The sequence below is a fragment of the Chryseobacterium sp. 7 genome, from assembly GCF_003663845.1.
Taxonomy (GTDB): domain Bacteria; phylum Bacteroidota; class Bacteroidia; order Flavobacteriales; family Weeksellaceae; genus Chryseobacterium.
In genome coordinates, this window is the sequence record NZ_RCCA01000001.1 from 670316 (window position 1) to 683344 (window position 13029).

Here is a 13029-nt window from a genome sequence, read left to right on the forward strand (position 1 = left end):
CCAACAAAACACATATGATACAGAACATACCTTTAGAAAAAATTTTATTCCTTGATATTGAGACCGTTCCGCAGGCCGGATCATGGGACGATTTATCCGAAACCGATCAGCATCTGTGGGATAAAAAAACAAAATTTCAGCGTAAAGAAGAGGTCTCTGCAGAAGAATTTTATGACAGAGCCGGTATTATGGCCGAGTTTGGAAAAATCATCTGCATCACCATAGGAATGGTTGAAAAGAATGAAACGTTAAAAATAAAAAGCTTTTCCGGGCATGATGAAAAGAAAATGCTTCAGGAATTTGGAGAAATCTTCAACAGCCCAAGGCTTTACAATGTGATTCTCTGCGCCCACAACGGAAAGGAATTTGATTTTCCTTGGATTGCAAGGCGGTATTTAATCAATGGAATGCAACCCCCGGCACCTTTTCAGATGTTTGGGAAAAAACCATGGGAAATTCCTCATATAGATACGATGGAGCTTTGGAAATTTGGGGATTATAAGAGTTTTGTATCTCTCGAATTGCTGGCGCATGTCTTTGGAATTCCTACTCCGAAAGATGATATAGATGGCTCAATGGTTTCATCAATTTACTACATAGAGAAAGACTTGCAGAGAATTGTTGACTATTGTGAAAAAGATGTCTTAACTTTGGCAAATATTTTCCGGCGCATGCGTCAGGAAGATTTGTTGAAAAGGAATATCAATCTAGATTAAAAAATGAAATTTACAGACGATCAAATTGCTGACATTGGTGAGGAAATCATTGGTGTGTTAAAAACCGTATATGACCCTGAAATTCCGGTAGATATCTACGAACTAGGGCTGATTTACGATGTCCAGATCTCCGATGATGCTGACGTAAAAATTATAATGACACTTACTACTCCCAACTGTCCCGTTGCAGAAACCCTTCCTCAGGAAGTAAAAGATAAAGTGGCTGAAGTAGAGAACGTAAAAAGTGTAGATTTAGAGCTTACTTTCGAACCAAGCTGGAATAAGGATATGATGAGCGAGGAGGCGAAGTTTGAACTGGGGATGCTTTAAATATTACCCTTAAATAATATAAAACCCCGAAATTTTTCGGGGCTTTTATTTTAAATATCTTTTGCGATTTCCTTTCCTTCTCTCCTGCTCCATTCACTCCATGAACCTACATAAAGATCAGGCATTGGAAATCCGGCATAATCTAAAGCTAAAATTGTATGGCAGGCAGTAACGCCCGATCCACAATGAATGATCAGATGCTCAGGTTTGTCTTCTAATAACTGCTTATATTTTTCTTTTAAAACTTCCGGCTTCAGAAAGTTTCCGTTTTCATCAAGATTTTCAGAAAAAGGAATATTAATTGCTCCCGGAATATGTCCTGCTACGAGATCAATAGGCTCAGATTCACCTTTATAGCGATAAGCATCTCTCACATCAACAACCGTAGAAGAATCGTTTTTCAGCTCATTTTCAACAACTTCCAGACTTGAAACAGGAAGAAGCCATTGATCTTTTTTGATTAAAGAAGCTGTATCAAACCTTTCTTCTCCTGAAGAAAATTCTAGCCCAGCTCTTTCTGCTGCCTGCATTCCGCCATCAAGAACCTGAACTTTATCCAACCCCAAAGATCTTAACATCCACCAAGCTCTGGCAGCTGCATTTGAAGCATTTTTGTCATCATAGACAACAACATGAGCTCCCTCTGAAATCCCAAGATTCGAAAGTATTTCTGCAAACTTTTCTACGGAAGGAAGCGGATGCCTGCCTCCAAAAGCTGCATTTTCTCCTATTTCAGCCAAATCTTTATCCAAGTCAATGAATCTTGCTCCCTTTATGTGTTTTTCAAGATAATTTTGCTTTACGTCCTTTCCTGTTCTTGCATCAAGAAGAATAAGATTTTCTGTTGGAATATTTTTGAGTTCGGATGATGAGATAATTGGAGACATTTTTGTTGATTTTGGTTAATTTAAGTATGTTTTGGCTAAAGCCTATATATTTCAATATAGTAAAGCGGGCTAAAGCCCGCTCCTATTGATTATTTTATTCTTCACTCCTATTTAAAAATGAAAAATATCCTTCGCTTTGTTATAAGAACTTTCGAAATTCAGAAGGTTCAGTTTATGTTCTGCTTTTTCCACACTCATAAAGTTGATGACCTGTTCTGTAGGCATATTTCCCACAAGATCATCCTTAGCCATAGGACATCCTCCGATTCCTTTGATAGCACTGTCAAATCTTCTGCAGCCTTTATCGTAAGCCGCTTTTAATTTTGAGTAAGAATCTTCATAACGGTTATGAAAATGCCCTCCGAAGTTGATCCCTGGATATTTAGAAGGTATTTTTTCAAATAAAAGAGCAATCGTTTCGGGAGTTGCAACACCGGTTGTATCAGATAATAGAATGTCTTTCACTCCGATGTCAGAAAATCTTTGTGCCCATTGGTCAACATCTTCCCATTTCCACATTTCGCCATATGGATTTCCAAAAGCCATCGAGAAGTAGATATTAAGCTGTTTTCCTTCGCTTTTTACCAGTTCAAGCATTTTAATGATTTCATCGAAAGCTTCTTCCTGACTTTTATTCGTATTTCTGTGCTGAAAGGTTTCGGAAATAGAAAACGGGAATCCCAGAATATCTACCGACTGATGTTTTAATGCTTTTTCAGCACCTCTGTAATTACCAATAATGGCAGATACTTTAGTCTTGGAAAGTGATTTATCAATATTTTCCGCCACCTCATCAGAATCAGCCATCTGCGGAATTGCTTTTGGAGAAACAAAACTCAGGCAATCCAATACATCAAAGCCAACATCCATCAAGGAGTTGATATAATCTATTTTTTTTTCGGTAGGGATAAATTCTCCCCATCCCTGCATAGCATCTCTAGGACATTCGGTAAGAAACATTTTTACTTTTTGATTTTCTCAAATATAATAAATCTAAACTACTTGTTACACTGTGTATACAAAGCTAACACTATTTTGATTTTCAAATATTTATATATCATTTATAATTTCAATAACTGATATTAAATTGCAAATAACGTATTCTCAGCATCAAATTTGCTAACTTTGTTAAAATTTATGATATCTGATGAGTACAATAGAATTCAACCCATTGTGGAAAGAAAAATTACTGAACCGTTTTCTTAGCTATGTAAAAATATATTCTACCAGCGATGCAGAAAGTGAGACAACCCCTTCTACTCCCCGCCAGTGGGATATTGCCAACTTTATTACTGAAGAACTGAAGACTATTGGTCTTGAGGATGTTTCAATAGACAGCAACGGTTATATTATGGGCTACGTTCCTTCTAACCTTGAAAACGATGACAGGCCTACGATCGGGTTTATTTCACATTATGATACTTCACCGGATTTCAGCGGAGAAAATGTAAAGCCTCAGGTTTGGGAAAATTATGACGGGAATGACCTTCTGTTGAACCAGACTACAGGATTCACTTTATCTCCTTCAAGATTTGAAAGTTTAAAAAAATATGTTGGTCAGACATTAATTACTACCGACGGGACTACTCTTCTTGGCGCAGATGATAAAGCGGGATGTGCAGAAATTGTAACCGCAGCGGAATATCTTATTGCTCACCCTGAAATTAAACATGGAAGAGTTGCTATAGGATTTACTCCGGATGAAGAAATCGGAAGAGGAGCTCATAAATTTGATGTTGCTAAATTTGGTGCAGAATGGGCTTATACCATGGATGGTGGAGAAGTTGGAGAATTGGAATATGAAAACTTTAATGCTGCCGGAGCTGTGGTTAAAATCCACGGATTGAGCGTTCACCCAGGTTATGCTTACGGAAAAATGATCAATGCGGCTCTTTTAGCTGCTGAATTTGCTCAGATGCTTCCTTCTAACGAAACACCTGCCACAACAAAAGGTTTTGACGGATTCTATCACTTAATGGACATTACAGCAGATATCTCTGAAGCAAAACTTCAATACATTATCCGCGATCATGATGCAGATAAATTTGAAGCCAGAAAGAAGTTTATGGAAGAAAAAGTAGCTGAATTCAACCAAAAACATGGTGAAGGAACTGCTGAGGTGGAGCTCAAAGAGCAATACAGAAACATGAAGCAGCAATTTGAAGGTAAAATGCACATTGTAGACCTTGCTGCAAAAGCTATGACCGAAGCGGGTATTGAGCCTAAGATCAAAGCTATTAGAGGAGGAACAGACGGAGCCCAGCTTTCTTATATGGGACTTCCATGCCCGAATATTTTTGCTGGAGGAATCAACTTCCACGGTCCGTACGAGTATGTAGCTTTAGAAAGTATGGAGAAAGCAACTGAAGTAATTATTAATATTGTAAAAGCATAAAAAATCATGAAAAAGGTCTTAGCATCAGCATTCATTTTCGCTTTTATTTTCGGCAGTGCCCAGGTTTCTGAATTTCAGAGGGCAGATTCCCGCTATGAAAGAAAGAAAACGGCTCTGTATAACAAATATCCTAAGCCTAATGATTTAAGAACGAAAAAAGAATGGCTTTTAACAGAGGATAAAATTGCTGCTTACAAAGAGACTTTGGATAAGGCTTCTCTTGATGGCAAGAAAATGATTGCCGCAGATCCTCCTATAAAAACAAAAGTAACTAAAGAAGCCGAGTATGATAAGGGTAAAGCAGCTTTCCAGAAGCAATTATCCGAAGCTGTTAATCTTGATTTTTTAGGTTTTTATTCGGACTCTTATAAAGTAACAATGACTTTTGTGGTGGATTCTAAAGGAAATGCTCTTGACCCCAATGTAAAAGGTAATAACGAGGATGTAAACGCATTCATTGAAGCAGCTTTTTACCGAATCCGAGAGAAAGGAAAATGGAAACCCGCAGAAGATAAGGGAAAACCTGTATCTTCTACTGTTTCTCTCCCTTTAACATTCGTTTTTAAGAAATAATATCAAAAACCCGCTTTTATGGAAGCGGGTTTATTTTTTTAATCAAGAATCATATCTAATGATTTATAATACTGATAATGAAGGCTTTTATCTTTTCTGAATATTCTAATCTCTGTCGAATTTTTATCTTTGCTCACAGAATCACCTACAAATGGAGAATCTTTCGCCCATCCTTCATAGAAAGCTAAAGGAATCCTATTTCCATTTGAAAGGTATAGGTTATCAAATCCTCCGTGATCTGCTTTCTGTTGTATGACAAGTCCACTATATGCACTTTCATACTCTTTGTTAAAGCTATATTTCTGGAAAACTTTTAATCCTAAATAACCTAAAATCATCAATACTATCATTATAAAAGTACTCTTGTAGTTTTTATTTTTTTCCATATTATTCTTTTCTGTATTTTCAATACATCTGTATCTGTATAATTAAATTTAAGGATTATTTTCATCATTCATTCATTTTTTTCAGCACAGAAAAATTCCCCACATATAATTCATTTACAATTCACTAGCTATTTTTATTATCTTTACAAGGATGTACAATTTTAACCGATAACATTTAAAACCAAACTATCATGAAAACAATGAAAAAACTTTTGAGAAAAGACTTATCTGAAATTTTAGGAAGCGGAAATGGAGGCTGCCATATGGGAGGTAACTCTTATAATTGTCAGGACGACTGCCAATGTGCCTGGGGATATGCATGTGAAATGTATGAAGACGGAAATCCGGGACAATGCATCGCTGTAGGAGGCGGTGGAAACCCTGGCGGAGGTGGATGTAATCCTCCTTCTATCTGTGAAGAACAACCTTATTAGTAATAGAAAGCCGGGAGCAGTAATACTTCCGGTTTTATTTTCACTCAAAAACAGACCTTTGTCAAAGCATTTCTGCTGTTCATCAAATAAAATTCCATTCCATTCTTCATAGTTGTTGTTTTGCATCAGATTTTAAACAACAATTACATTATGAAGCAGCAATTTTTCGCGCTAAGTGCATTACTATTATGCATTTTTTGCGGCATAGAAACTAAAGCACAGCAGACTCCTGCTTTTCACATTGGGGTAAAGGGAGGGGCCAGCTTTACAAAAACCTCAACGGAATCTTCACTGGAAGGAAAATATGGTTTGGGGTACCAGGCAGGGGTAATGACAAGAATGGATATCGGAAAACTGTATGTACAGGGAGAAGCCTTATTCAACAAAAAGAAAGTACAATTCGAGTCCCAAGACGGAAGCTCTTCAAAACTTTCCTGGAACGCAATTGATATTCCTGTGGTAGTAGGATATAAACTGATGAAAACCGATGATTTCAATGTAAGACTATTTGCAGGAGGAGTTTACAGCTATGCTTTCAACAATAATTTGTCGACTTCTCAGGCTCTTCAGGAAGGGTTTAAAAAGTTTGATAAATCCAATATCGGAGTTACAGGAGGTGTAGGATTAGATTATAAAAACTTCACGGTAGATCTGAGGTATGAGACCGGCCTTACAAGCATTAGTAAAGAATTTAAGTCCAAACCCCACAGTTTTTCCCTTGGAATAGGTTATTTCCTGTTCTAAAAAACTTAAATTATCTTTACCTGTTAGAAACTGTTTTCCCTGCAGTTTCTAATTTTTTTATTAATCTATTTCCCTTTCCATGACGAAATCTTTTGTTTTAAAAGAATACATATTTACTTTTATTTTCTGGCTTGTTCTCGCTATTGTACTTTGGTGTAATTTCCAGATTACAACAGAGAAGTATCTTGCTATGATTCAAACTGTTATTATTACAGTTTCTTCTTTTACTTTCACTCATTTTTTGACCAATAAGCTTCTTCCGAAAGCTTTGCGTGAAAAAAAGATGAAAAGGTTTCTAGTACAGGTTGTGATGGTTATTTTCATATTAAGTCTGATCTTCGCAGTTATTTTTACTTATCTTGAGGTTGCTCCAAAAGAACAGCTTCCACAAAGTTTTTCAGATCAGCTTCCTTTTTTATGGAAAGGTTTTTATATGTCTTTGCCCGCCTCATTCCTGATCAATGGAGCAGCATGCGGAATCAAATTTTATAAAGAACATGGAAGAATAGAGCGTGATCATATTCTCCTTCAGCAGGCTCACCTGGAGAACCAGCTTAAACTCCTGCAGGATCAGATCAACCCTCATGTGGTATTCAATATTCTGAACCACATCCATATTCTGATGAAAACGGATACACAACTTGCTGATTATTTGTTGCTTAAATTTTCAGATATATTACGCTATCAGCTTTACCATTGTAATGAAAATCTGGTTTTCCTCAATAAAGACATAGAACATATACAAAACCTTGTAGAAGTTGAAAAACTAAGATGGGGGAATGAACTGGACGTAAGGGTAACCTGGGAAATGACCAATAAAAAACTTTTCATAGCACCTCTCCTTTTGGTTACTTTTATTGAAAATGCCTTTAAATACGTGTGCCGGCTTCCCGGTCACAAAGGATATATTATTATTTCATGCAAGGAAAAAGACAATATTCTTTCTTTTATATCGAGAATTCCTATTCTGATATGGCAATTCATAAAAAGAAAGACGGAACAGGCGGAATTGGCCTTCAAAATGTACAGAAACGACTAAAACTTCAATATCCGGATTGTCATGATCTAAAGATTGAAACAAACAATAATGTTTTTAAAGTAACTCTAATTTTAAAATTATCTGACCATAATGAGTAATATTCCTAAAATGAAATGCCTGATTATAGATGATGAACCTCTGGCAAGATTCCATCTGAAAGAACTTGCGGATCAGATTGATTTTTTATCCGTTGAAGACACCTGTGCCACAGCTTTGGAAGCAGATACCATAGTGAAGGAGAACGAAATAGATCTCCTATTTTTGGATATCAACATGCCTTATCTTACGGGTTTGGAATTTTTGGAACAGCTGGAAAATCCTCCTTTATGTATTCTTACTACAGCTTATTCTGAATATGCTTTGGAGGGATTTCGTCTTCAGGTAGTGGATTATCTATTAAAACCGATTGCTTTTAACCGTTTTTATCAGGCTGTAAATAAGGCGCAACAACAGTTTATCATCAGTGAAAAATTAAAGAACAATACAGCTTTGGATGATCCTTTCCTCTATGTGAGACAGTCTGATACCTTCATTAAAATTTCCTGGGTAGATATTCTTTATATTGAAAGTATGCAGAATTATACCAAGCTTCATTTTAAAGATAAATCACTGATGATCCATCAGACGATGAAAGCTATTGAGGAATCGCTTCCTTCGGATCATTTTTTCAGAATTCATAAATCCTACCTTATCAATATTACTCATATTGACATGATTTCAGGAGGACGGCTTTTTATTAATAAAATTGAGCTTCCTATTTCCAGAACCCGAAAAGAAGAATTGCTTAATCAGGTTGTATATAAGAAGTTGATCAGTAAATAAATAGAGTAAAAAATAAAAGGAAGGGGTGGCTCCTAGTCATGGTCGGAAGAAATTTCCGACCATTTTTTATGTTTTAAGTTTTGAAGACTTTTGCAGGATCCCCCCCCGCAAATATTATTAAAATTGCGGTAATCATATCCCGAAGTTCCATAGCGATGCGTCTTTTAGCTGTTTTATATCCTAAATTGTTTACTTTTTTGTAAATCAAGAGCAGCATAGAAGCAATCATTGTCATGTAGAGCATTACTTCAATTCCGTTTTTATTGAGCGAAACAAGATGGCTTAAATTCAACTCTTGTTTCATAAATCTGAAGAATACCTCAATATCCCACCTTTTACGGTAATAATCCGATATTTCTTTGGCAGAAAGTTCAAATTCGTTGGTTATGAACCAAAGTTCTTTAGCTGTTTTTTCATTTTTGATAACGATCAACCGAAAATATGTTTCTACTTTTTCTTCACGATGATGAATATTTCCCCGTTTGTTTTGGATGGGTTTTCCGGTGTAAAGCTTCACTTTGCTGTCTTTAATAACTCCCCAATCATCCCATTTTATTGGGGTTTCTGTTTTAATAAAAGATTCAATCTCTTCATATTTCCTGTTTTCTTTGGAACGGATAATAAATTTCAGAAGCTTTTCTTCAAAATCTTTCATCGTCCTTGTAGACTGGATCCCTCTGTCTATGATATAAATATTATCATGATGATCTTCTTTTTTCACCTGGTTCAGAACAGCCTGGGCAAGAGCATTATCTTCTGTTGAGTATTTTTGCCCCGTAAAAACATCTACCGCTGATGGCAAAATTCCGTCAAATGAAAAACTGAATTTCACTAATTTTTTTCCACTTTTCTGATCAATTCCTTCTTTAAGCTTGTTACATGTATCAGCTACAATGGTACTGTCAACTCTGATTAAGTTGTATTTTTCGATTTCTGTCTTGGAATAAAGTTCCGAAAATCTTTCGTACATCTGTTCGTAGATTTCTAGGAAATAATTGGAATCAATTTTTGAAAGCCTCTCAGAAATTGAACTCCTTCGAATCTTTTCCTCTTCCCCTAAACCAAATAAGGCTTTGAATCCACTGCTATTAAAAGTATCTTCGAGTGTTCTTTGACTTAATTTTTCATTATCAAATATGCAATACAAAAGCAGGTAGAATATTTTTCTTCCATGCAAAACTTTACTATAATAATCCACTTTTGTACTTGCGGAAAGGTGACTTAAAAGTGCTTCGGGAATAAATTCTAAAACATCTTTAAGTGATATTTTGTGATCTTTAAAAACTGACATAAACAATTGATTATCAGCAATAAAGATACAAAAAATGAAACAATAAAACAAATTAAATAGTTGATAATCAATTAATTACAATAATAATATTGAATATCTAAAAACAAAAAGTCGGAAGAAAAAATCTTCCGACCATGACTAGGGTGGCTCCTTCCTTTTTTCTTATGGTAAATTCCAGCGTAAAGATACTGCTGCGTAAAATGTACTGGCAAATTTCGGATCTGCTACTTTTTTGTCTCTGAAAATACTTTTGATCCTTCGGTCATTCTCACTGAAGCTTCTCAATAGAGCCGTTCCTCCTGTGAGACGTAAAGTAAGCCTGTCATTAAGCTTTATTTCTGGTCTGAGCCCTGCCGTGATCTGCTGATAGCCCAGCAACATAGATTTACCGTCTTTATTCCTTTCTACCGTCATACCACTAAGGTTTACAACCGCTTTTAAAGCAAATTTGTCTGAAAACAGATAACCGGCTTCCATTCCTTCCGGAAAGTTGATATTAAATTTAATTTTTCCGTTCGTTTTCCAGTCGAAATAAATCCAGGGTAAAATCATAGGAACTCCAAAAGCTGTGGTAAGTACCGGGCCTCCACCCAATGAAATATTAGGATTAAAATGCCTGATAAATAATAATCCTCCCTGCCCCAATACATCATCAAAACTTACTTTTTCAAGGTCTGTATATACTCCTACAGATGCCGTCATCATCATACTCCATTTTTTGCCCAAAGGCCTCATATGCTGTATTCCCACTTGCGCATTCAGCATCTGATCAGGAAACAACTGGGTTTCGTAATTTTTGTGTGTCATCTTTGCATATGACCCACTCAACAGCATAGACCATGATCTGACTTTCCCATCAGTATCTTTTTTTACTGATAATGGAATGCTGAGGTTCAGATCTGCTCTTTTAAAATCACTTTTAGAATTCGTCTTTGTACTGTCTTCAGGCCGAATGTAGTTGGATGCAGGAATGTATTCGGTTTTAAGCTCTGCTGAGAGCCTTGACTGTGCATTCACACAATATCCTAATGGCAGTATACAGCATAAAGCCGTCGAAAGGGTTCTTTTCATATTTTAAATTTGATGCAAAGAGAACCCTTTGGTTATTTTTCACAAAAATTACTTGATTAAGTGCCCGGATTGTATGACAACAGGATCAAATAAGAGGATTAGTTTCCCGGTTGTACCACTATTGAAGGAGTTACTTTTTGAGTTTTAAAAATTCGATATCCGAACCATACCGCGATTAATGCCATTGCTGAACGTGTCACCACCATCGGAATGATAGAATCTGCTTCCAAAAAGCCTATCAGCCCTGATATTAAAAAGGTTACCATCAGCTGCATGAACCCCAATAAGGCAGCTGCTGTTCCTCTTCCTTCTCTAAATGGAGATAAAGCATGTGCAGAAGTGATGGGAAACAAAATACCAATAGCAAGTAATGACAGATAAAGCATCGCAATTTCTAAAGCTACAGAAAGATTTTCAGCTGCAATCAGAATATGAAGCGTACATACTACTAACAAAACAATTGTAGCAGCAAACAAAAGCGTTGAATTACTTATTCTTTTGATCAGCTTAGGCGTAATATAAGCTGCTGTTATCAAAGCCAGTGAGTTGAAAGCAAATATAAAACTGAATGTACTGCTTGAAAACCCATGGATCTCCATGAATAAAAATGGTGCGTTCGAGATGTAAATAATTAACGATGCAAAAGCAATACTTCCCACCATCGTACTATTGATAAAGTCTTTGTTGGAAATAATCATTTTCAGCTGATCTTTCAATCCTTTTTCATTCAGCATTTCATCATCGGAAAGATGGATTCGGGTATTGGTTTCCGGAACATATTTGTACACCATAAAAAATGTAATGAGCCCCATGATGCATAAAAAGGCAAAAGAACTATTCCAGCCCCAGAATTTAAGAAATACACTTCCCAGTAGCGGAGCTACGATTGGAGCAATACCACTGATCTGCGACTGTTGTGAAAAGATCGTGACAGCTTTATGCTTATCATAAAGATCAATAATAATTGCCCTTCCGATAACAATTCCGGCACTTCCTCCGAACGCCTGTAGAAAACGCATAGCCCATAATACATAAATATCTGAGGTAAAATAGATGGCTGTTGCTCCTATAATAAAAAACAAAAGCCCACAATACAACATTGGCTTTCTTCCTTTTTTATCAGATAAAGGACCCCACAAAAGCTGTCCGAAAGCAAATCCTGCAAAAAATACAGAAATGGATACCTGGATGTGTCCGATATCCGTATTAAAAATCTTCGCCATACTTGGGAAAGCGGGAAGATAAAGATCTATACTAAGCGACTCCAACGTGTTGAGTAGTGCAAGAATAAACACTACAATATTCAAATTCTTCTTCATAATAACAATAAGCCTTCGCAGGCGTTTTTTCCAGCTGCAAAATTGCTGCAAAAAGTATCGTTTTTCAATAAAAGAACTGAAGGAAGGATAGCACAAACTGAGGATTCTCTTATCTGATTGTGTTCAAATTATTTATTTAAACTGAAAAACAAATGAACATTCTGAGGATTACCCTTTACCAGGTCTGAACCCATCAGGGTTCTGTTGCGTATGTTTTTTAAAGAACCGGGAAAAGTAAGAAGCGTCACTAAAACCTAATTTAAAAGCGATTTCTTTTACGGTTAAGGCGCCAAAACTAAGCTCTCTTTTTGCTTCCAGAATAATTCTCTGGGCAATCATTTTTTTTACTGTTGTCCCTCTCAAAAGACGCACAATATCATTAAGATGATGACTGCTTATCTTCAATTGATCCGCATAGAAACCTGTTTCTTTATGCTCTATATAATGCTTTTCAATAAGACCAATCAGTTCTTGAATGCGCTGACGGTCATTCAACAAAGGTCCCTGAGGAATAATTTGTTCTCCAATGATAATACAAAACGCTTTCAGATAAGCCTTTAAGAGTTCCGTTCTTGCTGTTGTTTTATATTCCTGCTCCATCAATGCTATAATGGTACTGCAGGTTTTTTCATTTTTTGGATTTAAAAAAAAGGGAAGCTCTCCTCCCGTAAGTACAGATTCTATATTGCAGGCTTCGTTGAAAATTTCTCTGCTTATTGCCATGGCATATCCCTTCTCTCCTTCTAATTTCATGTTGAAAGCCTGCCCCGGCGCAATGATGCAGATTTGATTGTTCTCAAGTTTATAGCTTTCAAAATCCAATTCTAAGCGGCTGTTTTCATACACTTCTCTAAACCAGATAATCTCAAAAAAATTATGCCTGTGAACATCATGAAAGTTCTCCGGACCGGCATCACTCAGAGTACTCATCTGAAATTCTTCAGAAGTCAAATGGTGAACCGGAATTTCTTTTTCTGGTGTAATCATCACTACATTATTTAGCTATAAACAAAAACCACAGC

15 protein-coding genes are annotated in these 13029 nt (G+C 36.3%); 8 read left to right on the forward strand and 7 right to left on the reverse strand.

All coding sequences use genetic code 11. The features are described from left to right. Window positions 1-14: 14 nt before the first annotated feature. On the forward strand, window positions 15-716 hold the full coding sequence (locus CLU97_RS03065; RefSeq protein WP_121486643.1) for a 3'-5' exonuclease: 702 nt from the start codon (window positions 15-17) through the stop codon (window positions 714-716). Between the two features lie 3 nt (window positions 717-719). Next, window positions 720-1046, forward strand: coding sequence for an SUF system Fe-S cluster assembly protein (locus CLU97_RS03070; RefSeq protein WP_034691980.1), 327 nt, complete (start codon window positions 720-722; stop codon window positions 1044-1046). Window positions 1047-1096: 50 nt separating this feature from the next. Here the strand turns inward: CLU97_RS03070 and CLU97_RS03075 are convergent, their stop codons facing one another. Next, complete coding sequence (locus CLU97_RS03075) at window positions 1097-1933, reverse strand: sulfurtransferase (RefSeq protein ID WP_121486644.1); 837 nt, start codon at window positions 1931-1933, stop codon at window positions 1097-1099. Window positions 1934-2044: 111 nt separating this feature from the next. After that, window positions 2045-2893, reverse strand: coding sequence for a hydroxymethylglutaryl-CoA lyase (locus CLU97_RS03080; protein ID WP_121486645.1), 849 nt, complete (start codon window positions 2891-2893; stop codon window positions 2045-2047). Window positions 2894-3080: 187 nt separating this feature from the next. Here CLU97_RS03080 and pepT point away from each other — a divergent pair, with 187 nt between their 5' ends. Continuing rightward, window positions 3081-4328 (forward strand): peptidase T, encoded by a 1248-nt coding sequence (pepT, locus tag CLU97_RS03085; protein WP_121486646.1) that lies wholly within the window; start codon window positions 3081-3083, stop codon window positions 4326-4328. A 6-nt stretch (window positions 4329-4334) separates the two neighbouring features. Continuing rightward, complete coding sequence (locus CLU97_RS03090) at window positions 4335-4901, forward strand: energy transducer TonB (protein ID WP_121486647.1); 567 nt, start codon at window positions 4335-4337, stop codon at window positions 4899-4901. Window positions 4902-4939: 38 nt separating this feature from the next. Here the strand turns inward: CLU97_RS03090 and CLU97_RS03095 are convergent, their stop codons facing one another. Then, window positions 4940-5287 carry a hypothetical protein gene (locus CLU97_RS03095; protein WP_121486648.1) on the reverse strand — a complete coding sequence of 116 codons (348 nt, stop codon included), beginning with the start codon at window positions 5285-5287 and terminating at the stop codon, window positions 4940-4942. A gap of 191 nt (window positions 5288-5478) precedes the next feature. Between CLU97_RS03095 and CLU97_RS03100 the strand changes: the two genes are divergently transcribed. The 4 genes from CLU97_RS03100 to CLU97_RS03115 all read left to right on the forward strand — a co-directional run bounded on the left by CLU97_RS03100 (window position 5479) and on the right by CLU97_RS03115 (window position 8326). Then, entirely contained in the window at window positions 5479-5721 is a 243-nt protein-coding gene (locus CLU97_RS03100; RefSeq protein ID WP_121486649.1) for a hypothetical protein, read from the forward strand. Window positions 5722-5871: 150 nt separating this feature from the next. Beyond that, a complete protein-coding gene (locus tag CLU97_RS03105) occupies window positions 5872-6465 on the forward strand; it encodes a porin family protein (protein ID WP_121486650.1) in 594 nt (197 codons plus the stop codon). A 79-nt stretch (window positions 6466-6544) separates the two neighbouring features. Beyond that, the gene (locus CLU97_RS03110) at window positions 6545-7504 is read left to right on the forward strand and encodes a sensor histidine kinase (RefSeq protein ID WP_228437494.1); all 960 of its coding nucleotides are present in this window, start codon (window positions 6545-6547) and stop codon (window positions 7502-7504) included. A 90-nt stretch (window positions 7505-7594) separates the two neighbouring features. Continuing rightward, on the forward strand, window positions 7595-8326 hold the full coding sequence (locus CLU97_RS03115; protein WP_183084505.1) for a LytR/AlgR family response regulator transcription factor: 732 nt from the start codon (window positions 7595-7597) through the stop codon (window positions 8324-8326). A gap of 73 nt (window positions 8327-8399) precedes the next feature. On the opposite strand, the gene CLU97_RS03120 is transcribed toward CLU97_RS03115, so the two are convergent. The 4 genes from CLU97_RS03120 to CLU97_RS03135 form a co-directional block, all read right to left on the reverse strand. Beyond that, a complete protein-coding gene (locus CLU97_RS03120) occupies window positions 8400-9617 on the reverse strand; it encodes an IS4 family transposase (RefSeq protein WP_121486166.1) in 1218 nt (405 codons plus the stop codon). 162 nt (window positions 9618-9779) lie between these two features. Further along, the gene (locus CLU97_RS03125; protein ID WP_121486652.1) at window positions 9780-10688 is read right to left on the reverse strand and encodes a DUF6268 family outer membrane beta-barrel protein; all 909 of its coding nucleotides are present in this window, start codon (window positions 10686-10688) and stop codon (window positions 9780-9782) included. A 98-nt stretch (window positions 10689-10786) separates the two neighbouring features. Then, a complete protein-coding gene (locus tag CLU97_RS03130; protein ID WP_147436430.1) occupies window positions 10787-12058 on the reverse strand; it encodes a multidrug effflux MFS transporter in 1272 nt (423 codons plus the stop codon). Between the two features lie 117 nt (window positions 12059-12175). After that, on the reverse strand, window positions 12176-12994 hold the full coding sequence (locus CLU97_RS03135; protein WP_121486654.1) for a helix-turn-helix domain-containing protein: 819 nt from the start codon (window positions 12992-12994) through the stop codon (window positions 12176-12178). Window positions 12995-13029: the final 35 nt, after the last annotated feature.